Here is a 17,512-nt window from a genome sequence, read left to right as displayed (position 1 = left end):
TCGTAGCGGGCCAGCGTCCGCCGCCGATCCGCGAGCTGGATGTACAGCGCCTCCGCCATGCGGCCGGGCAGGTCCGACAGCTCGAACCCGTCGCTCTCGTACGCCGGGGCCAACGCCTGCATCTCCAGCTCCGTGAGCCGCGCCAACGTGAGCTCCAGCAGGGCGGCGCGGGTGCGGGCCAGGTTGGACGTGGAGCCGGGCGGCAGGCCGGCGGCCTCGTCGACGGCCCGGTGGGTGAGGCCGCGCATGCCCCGTTCGGCGAGCAGGGTGATAGCCGTGTCCGCGACGGTCTCTGAGCGCTTCACGGGACCCGATACTACAGCGGTAGTTCGGCCAAACTACGGACGTAGTATGGTGGGACTACAGGCGTAGTGAGAGGGAGGGCCACGAGATGCCCAGGGCTGTAGTGATCGGCGGCGGTATCGGCGGGCTGACCAGCGGGGTAGCCCTGCGCCGCAAGGGATGGGACGTGACCGTGCTGGAGCGGGCCGCCAAGATCGAGCCCGTCGGCTCCGGACTGGCCATCGCCGCCAACGCGCTCAAGGCGCTCGACACGGTCGACCTGGGCGATCCCATACGCAAGCTCTCGAGGCTGCAAGGGCAGACGGGTCTGCGACGGCAGGACGGACGGTGGCTCATGCACACCACGACCCAGAACGCGGAGGCCCGCTACGGGGATTCGGTAGTGGTCACGTTACGGGCGACGTTGATGGACGTGCTCGTGGAGGCACTGGGAGCCGACCGGTTGCGGCTGGGCACCATGGTCTCCGGAGTGGATGCGGCGCGCGGCGTGGTGCGTACCGACGACGGCGAGCTGGAGGCCGACCTGATCGTGGCCGCCGACGGCATCCATTCGAAGACCCGGCAGGCGCTTTTCCCGGAGCATCCCGGTCCGGCGTACGCAGGGGTGACGGCCTGGCGCGGACTAATACCGCGGGGCGATCTGAAGATCCAGAGCTCGGAGACCTGGGGCAAGGGGCTCGTGTTCGGGATCAGTGCGCTGGCCGACGACATGGTGTACGTGTACGCGACCGACGTGCTGCCCGCGGGGACGGTGCTGGGAGACGAGCTGGAAGAACTCGTTCGGAGGTTCGGGGCCTGGCACGAGCCGATTCCCGCCCTGCTGCGGGCGGCCGATCCAGCGAAGATCATCCGGAACGACATCCACCACCTCAGCACGCCGCTGCCCGCGTACCACAAGGGGAAGGTGGCGCTGGTGGGCGACGCCGCCCACGCGATGGCCCCTAATCTGGGCCAGGGCGCCTGCCAGGCGATCGAGGACGCGATCACGCTCGCCCACTTCGCCGGTGGCGACCTCGCCGCCTACACCGCCGCCCGCCTGGAACGCACCACGAAAGTGGTGCGACGGTCGATGTCCATGTCCAGGATGACCCAGATCCGCAACCCGGCGGCGGTGTGGTTGCGGGACACCGCGCTGTCGCTGGCGACCCGGCTGAACTCGGACCTGATGTTGCGGTCCATGGATGACGTGCTGGGCTGGCGCCCGCCGACGACGTCCGGGAGCCGGGGCTCAGGGGCGTCCACTCACGGGTGAGGGGATGGCCGGCGAGCAGACGATTCGCTGAGGGCACGTGCGCCGGCGAGCCGCCAAGGTCACCGCCGCACCGGCCACGGACCGAACACCGCACGGACGGAGCACCTCACGGACGGAGCGCCCACGGGCTGAGTGCTGCGGGCGCTGCCGGAGCGTGCCGACCACCACACGACTTCCCAAGCTCTGTGACCGGTGCGACGGCGCTGATGGCCGGATCGGCGAACGCGTGCCCGCCGACCAGTTCCCCGGCCTGCCCGGCGGCGGTCAGGAACTCCTCATGGTGGAATTCCTCGTCGGCGCGGGCCGCGGCATCCAGGTAGAGGTTCAGCAGGAACTTCTACGCTCGCTCAGTCCTCGGGCGTGCCCGCGAAGACCACCGGGCGCACCTCGATGCCGAGGCCTTCCACGCCGGCGTCGGGGATCATCGCGGCCAGCTCCAGGGCGCGCTCTCTGCTGTCGCATTCGACCAGGTAGTAGCCGCCGAGGTACTCCTTGGCCTCGAGATACGGCCCATCGGTGACCGCCGGAACGCCACCCCGGACCCGGACCACGGCGCTCTTCGACGGGTCGTCCAGCGCGGTGGTGCCGATCATCTCCCCGGACTTCTTGATGGTCTCCATGAACGCGCCGTGGCCGCTCATCACCTCGTTGCGCTCCTCCTCGGTCAGCGCGTCCCAGATATGCGGGTTCATGTGCATGATCAACAGGAATTTCACGTCGTCTCCCTCGATGGTCGGGCGGCGCACCCGGTGGCGCCGTTCGGCAATGAGTCGGAGCCGATGCCGCGTTCTTGACATCCTTCTGGAGCCCGGCCGCGAAAGAGTGGCGGCTGTTTCCGAAGGGCGCCTCACCTGGGCGCGCCGTGCCCCACTACTGAAGGATATGCATGAGCCTTCCGCGCATCGATGTCAGCCTGCCGCACTTCGGGCCGTACGCCGGCCCGGACGCCGTCGTCACCGTGGCCCAGGCGACCGAACGCCTCGGATTCCACGCCGTGTCCGCCGGCGAACGACTGCTCCTGCCGACGCCGTAGTACCGTCGCAGCGCCCGAGGCTCGCTGATGACAACCGCATACCGCCTGGATCACGGTCGGAACGGTGTGCCGGTGCTGGTGGAGGAGCAGGTGAGCCGAAGTGCGCTCGGGACGAGGGGACGAGCGCCGGGGGTGAGGCTGGGAAGTCAGCTGGCCTCGGAGGTCGCCGAGACCGGGCGTGGCGCCGGCTTGGCCTCCACCGGGGCCGGGCGGGAGTGGTCGGGGGCGAGGCGGCCGAGGGTGATCGTGCCGCCGATGGTGAGCGCGCTCGCCAGGATGGCGGGGATCGCGGTGGAAGGACTGGTCGGCAGAGGTTCGCCGAGGAGGATCGCGCCGGCGAGGACCGAGGTGATGGGGTCGATGACCTGCACGCCGGCGTAGGCGATGCCGAAGTACCCCACCGCGTACGAGCGCTGCAACAGCACCACCGCGCAGACCAGCAGCACGGGCACGGCGACCGTGAACCAGTGCAGCAACCGCCCCCAGTCGCCCTGCATGCCGCCGCCGACCACCCGTACGAACGTGGACACGCTCGCCGTCACCGCACCCGCGCCGACCGCCAGCAGCAACGCCCGGCTCGGGCCGCGGACGCGGGTCGCGGCCAGCTGGGTGACCAGGACGATGAGCCCGATCACGGCCAGGAAGCCGAGCGCGGCGCCGTCGCTCAACCTGGGCGTCACGTTGTGCTGCGGGACCAGGAGCATGAGCCAGAGCAGGCCGACGGCCACCGCGATGGACCCGAGGATCTCCCCCTTGTACGGCTTGCGCCCGTACATGAACGCGGCCAGCGGCACGGCGAACACCAGCGTGGCGACACTGATCGGCTGGACGGCCACCAGCGGGGCGAGGCTGAGCGCCACGGCGTGCAGGCAGGCGCCCGTGAAGCCGATGACCCCGCCGATCCACCAGCGAGGACGTCTGACCAGCTTCAGGGAGGCGCCCTCGGCCACGGCTTCGTACTGTTGCAGTGCCGCGCCGAGCGCGTATCCCAGCGCTCCCACCAGGGCGACTACCAGGCCCGCCCAGGTCATCGTCGCCCGCGCCGGGGCATGGATCCTTCCAAGAGCATTGCTCTAGCTTATGGGCCAAGCGAAGTGGGCGAATCATACTTTCGGTGGATCATCCCACCGAAAGACGTTCCTGACCGGGACCTACATGTGGCCTCTTGTTCCATATGGCTGCCCGGACGGGATGCCGAGGCGGCGACCGCTGCGGACGGCGGTCGCCGCACTCCTCGGCCAAGGGTCAGGACCGCTCGGGACAGACGCAGAACAGGTGGCCGTCCGGGTCCTGCAGGACGATCCAGCCGACGCCCTCCTCCGTGATCCCCGGCTGGAACTCCGGTTTCGTGGCCCCCAGCGCGATGTACTCCTCCACCGCCTTCTCCACGTCCGGCACCCTGAAGTCCAGGTGGAACTGCTTGTCCGGGCTCGGCCACGTCACCGGCTTGCGATCGGGAACCCGGCCGAAGTAAATGCTCCTCGTCCCATCCCCGATGGCCGCGTACTCGTCCTCCGAGTACTGGATCTCCCACCCGGTGATCTCGTGGTAGAACTCGGCCAGCTTCTTCGGCTCCGCGCAGTCGATGGTGACCGCCAGGAGTTTCGCCTTCATTGTCATGAGTCCAGCCTTCCAGCCGTACCTGCCATCCTCTGTCAGGTACGGGATGCGGACTATCCGCGCCGGGTGGCTGTCTTGACGCGCTTGAGAATCCGGTCCCACTCCGTGCCGAACGGGTTGTCCTGCACCAGGTACGTCCACGTCGCCGTCGGCCGCTTCAGATTGGGCTCGGGCGCCTCGAAGGACTCCAGCGAGCGCCGCTCCACCTCGGCCAGCAGCGACTTGTACTCCGCCACCGCCTCCCGGTGGAACTCGTCGACCGGGCTCATCCGGCCCAGCGCGCGCAGGTGGATGCCCTCGCGGAGGTCCGTCAGGAACGCCAGGTGCTCGGTCCAGCAGCGGTCGATGGCGTGCAGGACGATCTGGCGGGCCGTCTCGTCCCTGGCGTCCTCCGGCAGGGACTCCCAGCGTTCGGGGTCGGCCGTGGACAAGGCCTTGGAGGCGGCGTCGCCGTGCAGGACCTTGTCGCGCCACTCCAGGATGAGCTCCCGCTGGTGCTCCAGGAGGCGGGTGTAGCGCCAGGTGTTGCGGTGGATCTCCAGGTTGACACCCTCGGCGACGCGCTGGGCGTGGCCCACGAGGTACGCGCCGCGCCGGTGGCGGACGATGCCGTCCGCGTCGGCGGCGGGCGGGCGCTCGTCGGGGACGAACTGGGTGATCAGGTCGTCCTGCGTGCTGACGAAGAAGACCGAGCCGCCGGGGTCGCCCTGGCGGCCGGCGCGGCCGCGGAGCTGGTCGTCGAGGCGGCTGCTGGCGTGGCGGCCCGAGCCGATCACGTACAGGCCGCCCAGCTCGGCGACGCCCTCCCCCAGGCGGATGTCGGTGCCGCGCCCGGCCATCTGGGTGGAGACGGTGATGGCGTCGCGCTCGCCGGCCTTGGCGATGATCGCGGCCTCTTCGGCGTCGTTCTTGGCGTTGAGGACGACCGGCTCCATGCCGCGGCGCTGGAGCAGCTTGGCGAGGTTCTCCGACTCGGCGACGTCGAGCGTGCCGATGAGGATGGGCCGGCCGGTGGCGTGGGCCTCCTGGATCTCCTCGACCAGCGCGGCGTCCTTGTCGGGGACGGTCGGATAGATGCGGTCCGGTTCGTCCTCGCGCACGCACGGGCGGTTGGGCGGGATGACCGCGACCTTGAGACCGTAGAACTCGCCGAGCTGCTCGCTGACGGCCACGGCCGTGCCGGTCATGCCGCAGATCTCCGGATAGCGGCGGATCAGGCCCTGCACGGTGATCGAGTCGAGGATCTCGCCCTTCTCGCTCGGCGGCAGCGCCTCCTTGGCCTCCACGGCCGCCTGGAGGCCGTCGGGCCAGCGTTGGAGCAGCGCCACCCGGCCGCGCGAGGGATTGATCAGCTGGACCTTGCCGTCGCGCACGATGTAGTCGACGTCGCGGGCGAGCAGCGCGTGGGCGTGCAGAGCCAGGTTGAGCTCGATGAGCGTCCCCGGCTCGTGCTCGTCGTAGAGCTCTACGCCGAGGAGGTTCTCGACGCTGTCGGCGCCCTTGGGGGTGAGGTAGACGTTGCGGGCCTGCTCGTCGATCTCGTAGTGGTAGCCGCGTACGAGCTGCCTGACCAGCGCCGCCATCTCCGGCACCGCGTTGCCCGGATCGGTCGACCCGGCCATCACGAGCGGCACGCGGGCCTCGTCGACCAGCACGGAGTCGGCCTCGTCGACCAGCGCCACCTCGGGCGCGGGCACGATGATCTCGCCGGGGCCGGTACGGAGCCGGTCGCGCAGCACGTCGAACCCGATCTCGCTGACGGGCCCGTACGTGACGTCCTTGGCGTACGCCTCGCGCCGCTCGTCCGGCGAGGAGTTCTGCCCGATCCAGCCCACGCTGACGCCGAGCGCCTCGTAGAACGGCCCCATCCACTCGGCGTCGCGCTTGGCCAGATAGTCGTTCACCGAGATCACGTGGACGTGCTTGCCCTGCAACGCGTAGCCGGCCGCGGCCATGGCGCCGGAGAGCGTCTTGCCCTCTCCGGTGGCCATCTCGGCGACCTTCCCGTCGAGGAGGGCAAGCGTTCCGAGCAACTGCACGTCGTACGGCCGCAGCCCCAGCGTCCTGTCGGCGGCCTCGCGTGCGACGGCGCAGAACTCGGCCAGATCGTCCATCGTGGGCTCGGGCAGCTCATCGAGCTCGCGCAACCGCTCCGCACGATCGTTCGCCACCTTGACGATCTTGAGATAAGGGGTCAGGGGCACCCCGCCTGGACGATCCAGGAGGTTCCTGAGAATTCCCTTTATTGAGGCCACAGTTCCTCCAACGCACGCTTCGCCGACACCGTTCCCTCTTTCAAGGGAGGGGAGCGGAGCGACGATACGACACGCGTCGCCGTACCGGACCTTAACTCATCCGGCGCGCTGTGCCGTCACATCGCTCGCGCCCGAGTCACCCGGATTCAGCGCGTACGGCGAGAACTGCGACGGCCGCCAGCAGCAGCCCGCACCCCGACCAGGCGAGAGGTGTGAGCTGCTCGCCGAACAGCACCACGCCGAGCAGCGCCGCGCCCACGGCCTCGCCGAGCGAGATGATCGACACCGTGGTCGCGCGGAGTGCGGTGAGCGCGCTGAAGAACAGGCCGTAGGCGAGGGCGGTCGGCACCGCGCCCAGGTAGAGCAGCAGTGACACCGACGCCGCGCTCACGTCCGGCACCACCCCTTCCACCAGCGCGAACGGCGCCAGGCACACCGCACCGACCACGAACCCGCCGATCGCCACGCCCTGCGGGTCGTCATCCTTGTGCCGCCTGGAGTAGAGCGTGACCCCGGCGTATCCGGCGGCCGAGGCCAGGGCGAAACCGATGCCGGCGACGGATGAGGTGTCGGACTGCAGTGCGGTCTCGCCGGCGAGGAGGACGAGCCCGGCCAGCGCCGCGGCGAGGGCGGTGAGCGCGACGCGGCCGAGCGGCTCGCGGAGGAGGAAGCGGCTGCCCAGGGCGGTGAAGACGGGCGTGGCGCCCATCGTCACCACGGTCGCGACGGCCACGCCCGAGTGGGCGATCGAGGCGAAGTACGCCGTCTGGTAGACGGCCATCCCGGCCCCCACCAGCAGGACCCGCCCGTTGACGACGACGGATCTGCGGGTGAGGACGAGGAGGAAGGCGGCCCCGAGGAGGTAGCGCCACAGGGAGACGCCGGCGGGGCCGAGGCCGCCGGTCTGGAAGAGCAGCGAACCGGCGGCGCCGCCCGTCCCCCAGGCGGTCGCGGCCACGGACACGTAAAGGGCGCCCCGCCGGGCGGAGACATGGGTCATGACAGGAGTTCTCCGGATGGAGTGGTTGGAATGGGCCCGGTCTGCGGGCAGCAACCACCCCCGGATCTGTCAGACCCGGAAATTTCAGGAAATGCCGCCCGCTACAGGGCGGGGGGCGGGGAGCAGATCAAACGTCGCGGCACGCCGCCCACCCTAGCGCCCCCAGTGATCCGCCGTACTTCGGCCGGTGTCCTCAGCGGAGGGAGGCGCGGCGGCTGTCGCTCTAGGGCTTGCGGGCCACGCCGCCCATCAGCAGTTCCTCCCAGGTCGCGAGCGGGCCGGGGATGCGCTCGTCGGGACGCCATTCGGGAAAGTGCACCAATCCGGGCTCCACCAGCACCAACCCGTCGAAGAACGCGGTGATGGACTCCCGGTCGCGAAAATGGCCGGTGCCCATGGTGGCTTGGAGCATGGCCTCCAGTGCCCGGGCCTTGGGGTTGGCCGAGGCGAGCATGTTGGAGGCGGCGAGATAGCTGTCCTTCGGCAGTGCGGACATGTACTGCCTGACCAGCCCGTGCGGGTCCTCACGGTCCGAGATGAGGTGGAGCAGGCCGACGATCAGGATCGCCGTGGGCTGCGACAGGTCGATCAGGCGGCGCAGCGCCGGGTGGCCGAGCACGGCGTCCACGTCCCGGGCGTCGGCGGTGATGGCCTCGGTGTACGGGTTGCCGTTCAGCAGGGCGCGGGCGTGCGGCTCGACCATGGGATCGATGTCGACGTAGACCACCCTGGTCCGGGGGTCGGCGAACTGCGCCACCTCATGGGTGTTCTCCACCGTGGGCAGCCCGGCGCCCAGGTCGATGATCTGCCTGATCCCGGCCTCGCGGATCAGGAAGTCCACCACCCTGCCGACGAAGGCGCGGTTGCACCAGACGAGATCCACCACTTCGGGCACAGCGTCCTTCAGCTTGCGCGCCACCGAGCGGTCAGTGCCGAAGTTCTCCATGCCGCCGAGCAGCGCGTCGTGCACGCGGGCCACGCTCGCCTGCGTCGGATCGACCCCGGGAGGAGCCCACTCGTACTCGTTGTCGAGACTCATCCCGCCCCCTTCGACAGGTTGTGACCGGGATCGTAGCCGAGGACCGGCCCAGGCCGCCGGACGGCGAGTCCTTTGCCAGGGGTTTACGCGGCCCCGTCCGGGTAGCGAGAGCGTGCCCGAGAAAGACGGAAGAAGAGAGGGAGAGAGCCCCCATGGAGCTCTGGAACTATCGACCTGACGTCTACGACCGCGGCCGGCCGTTGGACCTCATCGGCTACCACGTCCAGGCGACCGACGGAAAGATCGGGAGCGTCGACGAGGCGACATACGAGGTCGGCGAGAGCTACATCATCGTCGACACCGGTCCTTGGATCTTCGGCAAGAAGGTCATGCTCCCGGCACAGGTCGTCACGAGCATCGACCCTCAGGAGCGCAACGTGCACGTGGCGCGCACCAAGGCCGAGATCAAGGACGCGCCTGAGTTCGACGAAGGCACGTTCAAGGAACCCGAGTACCGGACGCGGATAGGGGACTACTACGGCCGGTACACGCCGTGACTTCCGTGCCATGAAAGGAGGGCCGCGCCCCACCGGGGGCGCGGCCCTCCCCATGTCTCACGGCCACTTCGGGTCGCCCAGCGGCTCGATCGGCCCCTTCAGCACGTCCAGCCGCTCCAGGAGCGTGAGGAACGTCATCGCGTACGGCGAGTCCTGGAGCACGGCGGCCACGCGCGGCCAGTCGACCTGCTCGCGCAGCGCGCGCACCTGGGCCAGCAGCGCCCCGTAGTCGCACGCGTGCTCCGACAGGGGCAGCAGCCATGTGATGACCAGATCGGTGGCCTCCAGTACGGGAACGATCACCGCGGAGGCCTTCAGCGGCTCGGCGCGGTCGAGCAGCTCGTCGGTGATCGGCAGGTCGGAGACCCGGTAGATGAGGTCCACCAGGCGCCCCTCGTCATACGCCTTGACGAGCCAGTCCTCCGGCGGCTTGGCCGTCTGGAAGCCCAGCTCGCGCAGCGCTTCAAGCGCGGCCGGCACGTCATGCTCCGTGAGCACGAAGTCCACGTCGTGCAACGAGGGCGCGGCGCCCCTCGCGTACGCGGCGCACCCACCGGCCAGCGCGAATTTCACTCCGGCATCCTTCAGCCCGGAGCTGGCACGCTTGAGCGTGTCGAGGATGGCGTCAGTGACCGCGTGGCCGTGGCTAGTCATGTTTTCGGGCTACCCAAACGATCGTCAACTAGACGTTGGACGGCGGTGCATGAGGGTAGCGCCAGGAGCTATGACCGAAATCCTCGAGAAGACCGAACAGAACTATGAGGGCGAGCACAACGTGCCGCTCCGCGGGTACGCCCGCATACTCGGGGCCTACGGCGGCACGGTCGCGGTCGCCGCCACCGTGTCGATGCTGGCCGGGCGCCGGGTTCCCGATCACGTCGGGGTGATGGACCTGCTGCTCATGGCGGCGTGCACGCACAAGGTGTCGCGGGTGCTGTCCAAGGATCCCGTCACCAGCCCGCTCCGCGCGCCGTTCACCCGGTACGAGGGGCAGGGCGGCCCCGCCGAGGTGGACGAGGCGCCGCGCGGCTCGGTGGGCGAGCTGCTGGCCTGCCCGTTCTGCCTGGCCCAGTGGGTGGCCACCGCGTACGCCGCGGGCCTGGTGCTGGCGCCCAAGGTCACCCGGATCGTGGGCGCGACGATGACCGCGGTGGCGATCTCGGACTGGCTGCAGCTCGCCTACGCCAAGCTCATGAAGTCCGCCGGCTAATGGACGCCCCGGCAGATGCCCCTAACGGACCCTCGGCAGGACCTCGCGCTCGCCCAGCGCGAGTCCACGATGTGCTCGTTGAGTGCCTCGCCGGTGCCCACGCCGAGCCGGAAGCGGCCGCCGGTCAGCCCCGCCGTGGTGGCCGCGGCCTGGGCGATGATCGCGGGATGCTCGTCCAGCCACGGGTGGAAGTGATCGGATATCCAGAGAGCCTCGAAGCCGGCGCGCTCGGCGGCCTTGGCCTGCCGGACCGGCTCCTTCGGGCCGTGTTCCTCACAAGACAGGAAATAACCGAAGGTCGTCATGCGAATTCCCTGCCCTTTAGGCAGGGAAAAACATGTTATGTAACTCCCCCTGAGGGCAGCAGAAGTTCTATGGCTACTTTGCTCTGGATCATCGCGGTAATACTCGTCATCTCCGGGATCTACGTGATCCTGGCCAGGCGCGACCTCCTCTGGGGGATCGTGCTCATCGTACTCGGATTCCTGGTCGGACCTGGTGGGGTCAGTATCTTCAATGTGTAGGTGAGCCGCCCCCCAGGGCAGGGGGAGCGTGTGAAGAAATATCCGCCGTTCAGCCGATTCGAAACGGGCGCGGCCTCGGCGAGAGTACGGGAACAACTCGCGCGCTTGCGGCATCGCATACGCAGCGAGGCCATACTCGACGAGGCGACCGCCCGGCTCGCGACACAGCTGAACGTCCGCCCCGGTGAGGCCGCCGCACAGCTCGCCCGAATGGCGCAGCACAGCGGGCTCGACCTGATCGAGGTCGCCAAGGGCATCGAGCGCCCGCAGGAGGAGGAGACACTGGCGCTCGCCGTGCCCGCCTGGGTATCCGGGATGTTGGAAGCCGTCCACGCCTCGGCCCTCTATCTCACCCCCGTAAAAGACTCTCTGGGCCGCGTGGTGGACTTCCGCATCCTGGCGGCCAACCGGCACGCCAAGACCGTGCCGGGACGCCCCGCCGGCGAGCTGGCCGGACAACGACTCATGACGGCCAGCCCCGGCGTGGCCAGCTCCGGGCTGCTCGACGACTACATCGCCGTGTACGAGACCGGCGAGCCGGTGTGCCGGGAGCCGCTGGAGTACATGGAAGTGATGGACTTCCTGCTCTGGCCGGCCACGCTGAGCGTGCGCGCGTCGCGCGTGGACGACGGACTGCTGGTGAGCTGGCGGGCACTCGACGACGAGGAGCTGCTGGTCTCCGGCTGGGAACGCGCCCAGCGTCTGGCCGAGCTGGGCTGGGGCGAGTGGAACCTGGCCACGGAGCGCACGCTGTGGACCCCCCAGATGTATGAGATGTTCGGCCGCGACCGCGACTCCGGGCCGATGTCACTGGAGGAACTGCCCGCCGCCGTCGTGCCCGAGGACCTGCCGATCGTCGAGGACATGGTGCACTCCCTGCTGGAGTTCAGGGAGGCGGTCGAGACCGAGTTCAGAATCCAGCACCGGCACGGGGTGCGCCATCTCAGCGTGTTCAGCGAGCCGATACTCGACTCCGACGGCCTGCCGGTCAAGGTGCGTTGCCTGGCCCAGGACGTGACCAAGAACCGCCGCAGAGAGCGGGCGCTGGCGGTGGCGCACGAGCAGGCCCACTGGCAGCGCGAGCGGGCCGAGGAAGAGCACCGGATCACCGTTCAGCTGCAGAACACGATCATGCCGATCCGCCGCGGACTGATCCACCTGCCCGGGCTGACCGTCGGCGTGCGTTACCTGCCGGGCGAGGAGCTCACCCGGCTCGGCGGCGACTGGTTCAAGGCCCGCCTGATGCCCGACGGACGCGTGCTGCTGGCGATCGGGGACGCGATGGGACACGGGCTGACCGCGGCGAGCATCATGCTCCAGATGCGCTCGGGCCTGGGCGGGCTGGCCTACACGGGAGCCGACGCGGGCCGGCTCACCACCTGGCTGAACGACCTGATCGTGCACTCCGGCGAGGGCGTCACCGTGACCGGCACCGCGATCATCGGCCATTTCGACCCCGATGAGCGTACCTACGCCTGGACGAGCGCCGGGCATCCCCCGCCCGTGCTGATCAGGAACGACCACGCCGCACTCATCCATGGGGCGGAGGGGACGATGCTGGGGGCATTCGACGTGACCGAGTACAGCCTGACCACCACACGGCTCGAGCCCGGCGACGTCCTGCTGCTCTACACCGACGGGATCGTCGAGCGGCGCGAGCAGGACCTGGAGACCGGCATGGAGGCCCTGATCCACGCAGCGCACTCGTGCGCCGGGGAGGATCCCGAGGAGATCATCGCCTGCCTGCTCAAGCGGCTGGGCGGGGAGAACGCCGAGGACGACATATGCCTGATAGCCGCGAAGGTCCTCTAGAAACCGCTCTCGCAGTCGAGGCAGTAAACCGCGTAGGCCCGCCCCAGGACCGGCAGCGCGACGTTACGCACCCTGATGCCGCCCGGCGTCATGCCCTTCTCACTGCCCTTGTGTGCGTGCCCGTGCAGGATCAGGTCGGCGCCCGCCGTGTCGACCGCCTCCGCCAGCAGGTAGCTGCCCAGGAACGGGTAGATCTCGGGCGGCTCGCCCTCCAGCGTCTCCTTGATCGGGGAGTAGTGCGACAGCACCACGCGCTTCTCGGCCACGATCTCCTTCAGCGCGACCTTCCACGACTCGGCGATGTAGCGGGTGTGGGCCACGAAGTTCTTGATCTCGCGCTCGCCGAACTCGCTGGCACACTTGCCCGCGAACCCGCCGCCGAACCCCTTCCCGCCGACCACGCCCAGCTTCCTGTCGCCACACTGAACGACGGCGCCGTCGTCGTCCAGCACGACCACGCCGGCGTCGCGCAGCTCCGCGGCGATCTCGTACTGCAGGTCCGAGTGGTAGTCGTGGTTGCCGAGCACCGCGACGACGGGGATCGGCAGGCCGCGCAGCTCGTCGGCCACGACCCGGCCCTCCTCCAGAGTGCCGTGCCTGGTCAGGTCGCCCGCCAGCATGAACACGTCCGCGCGTTCCTCGATGCCCCCCAGCTTCTTCCGGTACTGGCCTCTGTCGTCCTCCCCCAGGTGGATGTCTCCGACGGCTGCGATACGCAGGTCAGTCAAGACGCTCATCCTCCCCCGGCTCGCTGGCCTCCACGACCTTGATCTCGTTGTGCAGGTGGAGCTCGGGTGCGGCTTCGTGCGCCACCTGGCCGAGCCGCTCGCGCTGCCCGGCGCCGCTCACCTGGCCGCGCAGGAAGAGCTGGTCACCTCGTATGTCGACGCGAATTCCGAGCTCGTGCGTGCGTCCGTCCTCGGCCAGCGCCTGCTGGACGCGGGCCGCGACGTACTGCGGAGCTTCCATCGCTCGCCTCCTTCTTCTGTCGCCGCATGCCCGGGGAAAAACAGCTCAAACGGCGCGGACGAGGTCGATGACCGCCTGCTCCACCGTGCCCGCCGTGGCCAGTTGCCCGAAGTCGGCGTCCGCGCCCAGCTCGGTCAGCACGGCCGCGATGGTCCTGCCCTGGTCGTACGCCTCGACCACGCGCGGGTCCACGTACGACGCCCTTGCCACGGTGGGAGTGTTGCCCAGGTACTCGGCGACCTCCCGCATGACCCGGGCGACCGCCCGCTTCTTCTGGCCGGCGGGCTTGGACACCGCCAGGCCCACCGCGGCCAGGACGGTGGCGTGCCAGGTGCGGAAGTCCTTGGCGGTGACCTCGTACCCGATGATCTCCCGCAGGTAGTCGTTGATGTCCTCGCTCCTGATGTCGGCCCAGCCGCCCGCATGCCGGTAGCGCAGCAGCTCGCCCTCGGCGCCGAGCGCCTTGAGCGCCCTGAGCACCTTGCACGCCGCGGGATCCGCCACCTCGACCTCCCGCAGGGCGTCCCCTTTGGCCTGGTACGAGCACATGACGACGCCGTTGGCGCAGGTGACGTGCTCCATCCTGAGCGTGGCCAGCCCGTAGGTGTCGTAGCTCTCGCCGCCGATGCGGAAGAAGCCGATGTCGAGCAGACGGGCGGCGGCGGCCAGCACCCGCTGCCTGGTCAGGCCGCGCCCGACGAGCTGGTCGTCCACGGTCTTCCTGAACGCCGGCAGCCGTTCGGCCACCTCGAGCACCCGGTCGAACTTGGCCTGGTCCTGCTGCTCGCGCCACAGGTCGTGATAGCGGTACTGCCTGCGCCCGGCCGCGTCCGTGCCCACGGCCTGCAGGTGACCGCGGGGCGACCGGCAGATCCACACGTCGGTCCAGGCCGGGGGGATGGCGAGCGCCTTGATCCGGTCCAGCGTGGCGCGGTCGCGCACCGGACGCCCGTCAGGATGCTGATAGCCGAAACCGCGCCCGCGACGCTTCCGCACGATCCCCGGCTCGCTCTGGTCACTGGGATGCAGCTCGGGCACGGAAGGTCGCTACCCCTGACGTTAGGCGACAAACAGGACGGGCAGGTGAGCCGCATGTCTGACTTGCCTGATAACGGAAAGTGGCACGAAGAGGGAGATGCCAAGGGCCATCCCATGGTGCCGGCCACACCGCGTGACGTGGTCCACATCAGGGTCGGGTCGTTCATGCTGGTGTTCCTCTTCGCGTTCGCGGTGCTCGGGATCATCGCACAGGCTCCGGTCATGACCGGGGTCGCGATCGTGCTGGCCATCGCCACGGTGATCGACATCGTCCTGGCCGTACGGCGCCAGAAACTACGACAGAACGGAGAGGCGGGCTGATCTCGACATGACACCACTTGAGGGGCGGGTAGTGGTGGTGACAGGCGCGAGCGGCGGGGTCGGACGCGCGGTCGTCCGCCTGCTCGGCCGGCAAGGGGCCAAGGTGGCGCTCATCGCCCGGGGCACGACCGGGCTGGGCGCCGCCGCCGTGGACGTGGGTGTGGAAGGAGGCATCGGGAAGGTATTCGAGGCCGACATAGCCGACTACGACGAGGTGAGACGGGCCGGGGAGCGCATCGAGGCGGAGATGGGACCGATCTCCGTCTGGATCAATACCGCCTTCTCCTCCGTCTTCGCCAAATTCACTGATATATCGCCAGATGAGTACGCCCGCACCACCGCGGTGACGTACCTGGGCTATGTCTGGGGCACGAAGGTGGCCCTGGACCTCATGCGCCCGCGCGGCACGGGCACGATCGTCCAGACCGGCTCGGCGCTGTCATATCGCGGCATCCCGCTGCAGTCGGCGTACTGCGGCGCCAAACACGCGATCAAGGGCTTCACGGAGTCGCTCCGCACCGAGCTGCTGGCCGACGGCAGCGACATCCACGTCACCCTGGTGCAGTTGCCCGCGGTCAACACCCCGCAGTTCGACTGGGTGCTGTCCAAGCTCCGCCGCCACCCGCAGCCGGTCCCCCCGATCTACCAGCCGGAGGTCGCGGCCAGGGCCATCGTGTACGCGGCCGAGCACCCGGAGCGCAAGGAGTACTGGGTGGGCGCCAGCACGGCCGCCACGCTCCTGGCCCAGCGCGTGGCCCCGGCGCTGGTGGACCGCTACCTGGCCAGGAGCGGCGCGCGGTCCCAGCAGACGGACGAGAAGCCGCCGAGCGGCGTGTCCAACCTGTGGGAGCCTGCGGACGAGGCGGAGGACTACGGCGCCCACGGCTCGTTCGACAACCGCTCCCACGCCCACAGCCCCCAGCTCTGGCTGTCACAACACCGCGGCCCCGTCCTCCTCGCCCTGGCCGGAGGCGCCGCCGCCTTCGCCGCCCTCCGCCGCCGAAACCACTGAGCCGGAGCGCGGCTCAGAGCAACGAACCGATCACGCGCATAACGGGGTTAAGGCGGCTTGGCGGGGTAGGCGGCGGGAAACCCTTTCCGAGGAGGTCATGATGCCCGAGCGCGATCTTCAGTACCTGGCCGAACTGGCCGCGCAACTTCGTGTCGACTCCGTACGGGCGGCCGCGGAGGCCGGGTCCGGCCATCCGACCTCATCGATGTCGGCGGCCGATCTGATGGCGGTGCTGTTCGCCTGCCATCTGCGTTACGACTTCGACCACCCGGACAGTCCGGCCAACGATCACTTGATCTTCTCGAAGGGGCACGCGTCGCCCCTTCTCTATTCGCTCTACAAGGCGGCCGGGGCCATCGGCGACAAGGAGTTGGTGACGTTCAGAAAGCGCTCCAGCCGGCTGGAAGGTCATCCGACGCCCCGGCTGCCCTGGGTGGACGTCGCGACCGGGTCGCTGGGGCAGGGCCTGCCGGTGGGGGTCGGGGTGGCCATGGCCGGGCGGCTGGAACGGTTGCCGTACCGGGTGTGGGTGCTCTGCGGGGACAGCGAGCTGGCCGAGGGGTCGATCTGGGAGGCGGCCGAGCACGCGGGCTGCGAGGGGCTGGCCAACCTGACCGTGATCGTGGACGTGAACCGGCTCGGGCAGCGGGGGCCCACCCGGCATGGGTGGGACACCGGGGCGTACGCGCGCAGGTTCGGGGCGTTCGGGTGGCACACGATAGAGATCGACGGGCATGATCCCGGACAGATCGACTACGCCCTGAGCGACGCCCGCAACACGCGCAGGCGGCCGACCGCGATCCTGGCCAAGACGCGCAAGGGCGAGGGGGCCCTGGAGGTCGAGAACCGCGAAGGGGCCCACGGCAAGCCGCTCAAGGATCCGGACAAGGCCATCGAGGAGCTGGGCGGGCCCAGAGACGTGCGGGTCGAGGTGCACAAGCCCGACGATTCCCCGGCCCCGTACCGGTTCGAGACCAGGCCGATGAGCCTGCCCTCGTACAAGGTGGGCGACAAGGTGGCCACGCGGACGGCGTTCGGGGAGGCGCTCGCGGCCCTCGGCGCGGCGCGGGAGGACGTCGTCGTGCTGGACGGCGAGGTGGCGGACTCCACCAAGACGGAGGCGTTCGCGAAGGAGTTCCCCGAGCGGTTCTTCGAGATGTACATCGCCGAGCAGCAGCTCGTGGCCGCCGCCGTGGGCCTGCAGGTGCGCGGGTGGCGGCCGTACGCGGCCACGTTCGCGGCGTTCCTGACCAGGGCGTACGACTTCATCAGGATGGCCGGCGTGAGCAGGGCGTCGATCCGGCTGGTCGGCTCGCACGCGGGGGTGTCGATCGGCGAGGACGGGCCGTCCCAGATGGGTCTCGAGGACCTGGCGATGCTGCGGGCCATATACGGCAGCACCGTGCTGTATCCGTGCGACGCCAACCAGGCGGCGGCGCTGACCGTCGAGATGGCAGACCTCGAAGGGGTGTCCTACCTGCGCACGACGCGCGGGAACACGCCGGTGATCTACCCGCCGGGCGAGCACTTCCCCGTGGGCGGTTCACGGATACTGCGGCACTCGCCCAACGACCGGGCCACGATCGTCGCGGCGGGCGTGACCGTGCACGAGGCGCTGGCGGCGGCC

Annotated in this window: 19 protein-coding genes and 2 pseudogenes; 9 read left to right on the top strand and 12 right to left on the bottom strand. The window is 69.5% G+C overall.

The genetic code is table 11. From position 1 onward, the window contains the following. Nucleotides 1-305: pseudogene (locus tag AB0J09_RS31605) on the bottom strand (TetR/AcrR family transcriptional regulator); the annotation flags it as partial. 86 nt (nucleotides 306-391) lie between these two features. Between AB0J09_RS31605 and AB0J09_RS31600 the strand changes: the two are divergent. Beyond that, complete coding sequence (locus tag AB0J09_RS31600; protein WP_360698893.1) at nucleotides 392-1,555, top strand: FAD-dependent monooxygenase; 1,164 nt, start codon at nucleotides 392-394, stop codon at nucleotides 1,553-1,555. Between the two features lie 347 nt (nucleotides 1,556-1,902). On the opposite strand, the gene AB0J09_RS31595 is transcribed toward AB0J09_RS31600, so the two are convergent. Continuing rightward, nucleotides 1,903-2,271 (bottom strand): YciI family protein, encoded by a 369-nt coding sequence (locus tag AB0J09_RS31595; RefSeq protein ID WP_360698892.1) that lies wholly within the window; start codon nucleotides 2,269-2,271, stop codon nucleotides 1,903-1,905. Between the two features lie 170 nt (nucleotides 2,272-2,441). On the opposite strand from AB0J09_RS31595, the gene AB0J09_RS31590 reads away from it, so the two are divergent. After that, nucleotides 2,442-2,588 carry a hypothetical protein gene (locus tag AB0J09_RS31590; protein WP_360698890.1) on the top strand — a complete coding sequence of 49 codons (147 nt, stop codon included), beginning with the start codon at nucleotides 2,442-2,444 and terminating at the stop codon, nucleotides 2,586-2,588. Nucleotides 2,589-2,734: 146 nt separating this feature from the next. Here the strand turns inward: AB0J09_RS31590 and AB0J09_RS31585 are convergent, their stop codons facing one another. The 5 genes from AB0J09_RS31585 to AB0J09_RS31565 form a co-directional block, all read right to left on the bottom strand. After that, nucleotides 2,735-3,619, bottom strand: a complete 885-nt coding sequence (locus AB0J09_RS31585; protein WP_360698888.1) for a hypothetical protein — start codon at nucleotides 3,617-3,619, stop codon at nucleotides 2,735-2,737. A 214-nt stretch (nucleotides 3,620-3,833) separates the two neighbouring features. Next, on the bottom strand, nucleotides 3,834-4,202 hold the full coding sequence (locus tag AB0J09_RS31580) for a VOC family protein (RefSeq protein WP_360698887.1): 369 nt from the start codon (nucleotides 4,200-4,202) through the stop codon (nucleotides 3,834-3,836). A gap of 59 nt (nucleotides 4,203-4,261) precedes the next feature. Next, nucleotides 4,262-6,463: an accessory Sec system translocase SecA2 gene (gene secA2, locus AB0J09_RS31575; protein WP_360698885.1), complete on the bottom strand. Its 2,202-nt coding sequence runs from the start codon at nucleotides 6,461-6,463 to the stop codon at nucleotides 4,262-4,264. A 136-nt stretch (nucleotides 6,464-6,599) separates the two neighbouring features. Then, nucleotides 6,600-7,463 carry an EamA family transporter gene (locus AB0J09_RS31570; RefSeq protein ID WP_360698883.1) on the bottom strand — a complete coding sequence of 288 codons (864 nt, stop codon included), beginning with the start codon at nucleotides 7,461-7,463 and terminating at the stop codon, nucleotides 6,600-6,602. Between the two features lie 223 nt (nucleotides 7,464-7,686). Continuing rightward, complete coding sequence (locus AB0J09_RS31565; RefSeq protein ID WP_360698881.1) at nucleotides 7,687-8,502, bottom strand: SAM-dependent methyltransferase; 816 nt, start codon at nucleotides 8,500-8,502, stop codon at nucleotides 7,687-7,689. Between the two features lie 152 nt (nucleotides 8,503-8,654). Here AB0J09_RS31565 and AB0J09_RS31560 point away from each other — a divergent pair, with 152 nt between their 5' ends. Continuing rightward, the gene (locus tag AB0J09_RS31560; protein WP_360698879.1) at nucleotides 8,655-8,999 is read left to right on the top strand and encodes a PRC-barrel domain containing protein; all 345 of its coding nucleotides are present in this window, start codon (nucleotides 8,655-8,657) and stop codon (nucleotides 8,997-8,999) included. Nucleotides 9,000-9,056: 57 nt separating this feature from the next. On the opposite strand, the gene AB0J09_RS31555 is transcribed toward AB0J09_RS31560, so the two are convergent. Further along, on the bottom strand, nucleotides 9,057-9,653 hold the full coding sequence (locus tag AB0J09_RS31555) for a nucleotidyltransferase (protein ID WP_349455209.1): 597 nt from the start codon (nucleotides 9,651-9,653) through the stop codon (nucleotides 9,057-9,059). Nucleotides 9,654-9,723: 70 nt separating this feature from the next. Here AB0J09_RS31555 and AB0J09_RS31550 point away from each other — a divergent pair, with 70 nt between their 5' ends. After that, nucleotides 9,724-10,209 (top strand): DUF1360 domain-containing protein, encoded by a 486-nt coding sequence (locus AB0J09_RS31550; protein ID WP_360698877.1) that lies wholly within the window; start codon nucleotides 9,724-9,726, stop codon nucleotides 10,207-10,209. A 65-nt stretch (nucleotides 10,210-10,274) separates the two neighbouring features. Here AB0J09_RS31550 and AB0J09_RS31545 read toward each other — a convergent pair. Beyond that, nucleotides 10,275-10,514 (bottom strand): annotated as a pseudogene (locus AB0J09_RS31545) (LLM class flavin-dependent oxidoreductase); the annotation flags it as partial. Between the two features lie 69 nt (nucleotides 10,515-10,583). Between AB0J09_RS31545 and AB0J09_RS31540 the strand changes: the two are divergent. After that, nucleotides 10,584-10,733 carry a GPGG-motif small membrane protein gene (locus tag AB0J09_RS31540; RefSeq protein ID WP_165959640.1) on the top strand — a complete coding sequence of 50 codons (150 nt, stop codon included), beginning with the start codon at nucleotides 10,584-10,586 and terminating at the stop codon, nucleotides 10,731-10,733. Between the two features lie 105 nt (nucleotides 10,734-10,838). Next, nucleotides 10,839-12,545, top strand: a complete 1,707-nt coding sequence (locus AB0J09_RS31535) for a SpoIIE family protein phosphatase (RefSeq protein WP_360698875.1) — start codon at nucleotides 10,839-10,841, stop codon at nucleotides 12,543-12,545. Here AB0J09_RS31535 and AB0J09_RS31530 read toward each other — a convergent pair. Genes AB0J09_RS31530 through AB0J09_RS31520 form a run of 3 tightly spaced genes read right to left on the bottom strand, consistent with a single transcriptional unit; the run spans nucleotide 12,542 to nucleotide 14,552 of the window. Continuing rightward, entirely contained in the window at nucleotides 12,542-13,273 is a 732-nt protein-coding gene (locus AB0J09_RS31530) for a metallophosphoesterase (RefSeq protein ID WP_360698873.1), read from the bottom strand. The genes AB0J09_RS31535 and AB0J09_RS31530 overlap by 4 nt on opposite strands. Beyond that, entirely contained in the window at nucleotides 13,266-13,514 is a 249-nt protein-coding gene (locus tag AB0J09_RS31525; protein ID WP_360698872.1) for a BON domain-containing protein, read from the bottom strand. Before AB0J09_RS31525 ends, AB0J09_RS31530 begins: the two co-directional genes overlap by 8 nt. Before the next feature lie 45 nt (nucleotides 13,515-13,559). Then, a complete protein-coding gene (locus AB0J09_RS31520) occupies nucleotides 13,560-14,552 on the bottom strand; it encodes a DNA topoisomerase IB (RefSeq protein WP_360698870.1) in 993 nt (330 codons plus the stop codon). Nucleotides 14,553-14,606: 54 nt separating this feature from the next. On the opposite strand from AB0J09_RS31520, the gene AB0J09_RS31515 reads away from it, so the two are divergent. The 3 genes from AB0J09_RS31515 to AB0J09_RS31505 all read left to right on the top strand — a co-directional run. Next, nucleotides 14,607-14,873 carry a hypothetical protein gene (locus tag AB0J09_RS31515; protein ID WP_360698868.1) on the top strand — a complete coding sequence of 89 codons (267 nt, stop codon included), beginning with the start codon at nucleotides 14,607-14,609 and terminating at the stop codon, nucleotides 14,871-14,873. 7 nt (nucleotides 14,874-14,880) lie between these two features. Then, nucleotides 14,881-15,885, top strand: coding sequence for an SDR family oxidoreductase (locus AB0J09_RS31510; protein ID WP_360698866.1), 1,005 nt, complete (start codon nucleotides 14,881-14,883; stop codon nucleotides 15,883-15,885). Nucleotides 15,886-15,982: 97 nt separating this feature from the next. After that, a partial coding sequence (locus tag AB0J09_RS31505; protein ID WP_360698864.1) for a transketolase occupies nucleotides 15,983-17,512 on the top strand: 1,530 nt, incomplete at its 3' end.

It is taken from the genome of Nonomuraea sp. NPDC049784, from assembly GCF_040659615.1.
Lineage (GTDB): Bacteria > Actinomycetota > Actinomycetes > Streptosporangiales > Streptosporangiaceae > Nonomuraea.
Note: the sequence above shows the minus strand (reverse complement) of the source record. Positions and strands in the feature narration are given on the sequence as shown.

Excerpts from the sequence above, each read along its gene's own strand:
- AB0J09_RS31600 (WP_360698893.1), top strand. The coding sequence starts at position 392 with ATGCCCAGGGCTGTAGTGATCGGCGGCGGTATCGGCGGGCTGACCAGC.
- AB0J09_RS31590 (WP_360698890.1), top strand. The coding sequence starts at position 2,442 with ATGAGCCTTCCGCGCATCGATGTCAGCCTGCCGCACTTCGGGCCGTAC.
- AB0J09_RS31585 (WP_360698888.1), bottom strand. The coding sequence starts at position 3,619 with ATGACCTGGGCGGGCCTGGTAGTCGCCCTGGTGGGAGCGCTGGGATAC.
- AB0J09_RS31580 (WP_360698887.1), bottom strand. The coding sequence starts at position 4,202 with ATGAAGGCGAAACTCCTGGCGGTCACCATCGACTGCGCGGAGCCGAAG.
- AB0J09_RS31570 (WP_360698883.1), bottom strand. The coding sequence starts at position 7,463 with ATGACCCATGTCTCCGCCCGGCGGGGCGCCCTTTACGTGTCCGTGGCC.
- AB0J09_RS31565 (WP_360698881.1), bottom strand. The coding sequence starts at position 8,502 with ATGAGTCTCGACAACGAGTACGAGTGGGCTCCTCCCGGGGTCGATCCG.
- AB0J09_RS31560 (WP_360698879.1), top strand. The coding sequence starts at position 8,655 with ATGGAGCTCTGGAACTATCGACCTGACGTCTACGACCGCGGCCGGCCG.
- AB0J09_RS31555 (WP_349455209.1), bottom strand. The coding sequence starts at position 9,653 with ATGACTAGCCACGGCCACGCGGTCACTGACGCCATCCTCGACACGCTC.
- AB0J09_RS31550 (WP_360698877.1), top strand. The coding sequence starts at position 9,724 with ATGACCGAAATCCTCGAGAAGACCGAACAGAACTATGAGGGCGAGCAC.
- AB0J09_RS31540 (WP_165959640.1), top strand. The coding sequence starts at position 10,584 with ATGGCTACTTTGCTCTGGATCATCGCGGTAATACTCGTCATCTCCGGG.
- AB0J09_RS31525 (WP_360698872.1), bottom strand. The coding sequence starts at position 13,514 with ATGGAAGCTCCGCAGTACGTCGCGGCCCGCGTCCAGCAGGCGCTGGCC.
- AB0J09_RS31515 (WP_360698868.1), top strand. The coding sequence starts at position 14,607 with ATGTCTGACTTGCCTGATAACGGAAAGTGGCACGAAGAGGGAGATGCC.
- AB0J09_RS31510 (WP_360698866.1), top strand. The coding sequence starts at position 14,881 with ATGACACCACTTGAGGGGCGGGTAGTGGTGGTGACAGGCGCGAGCGGC.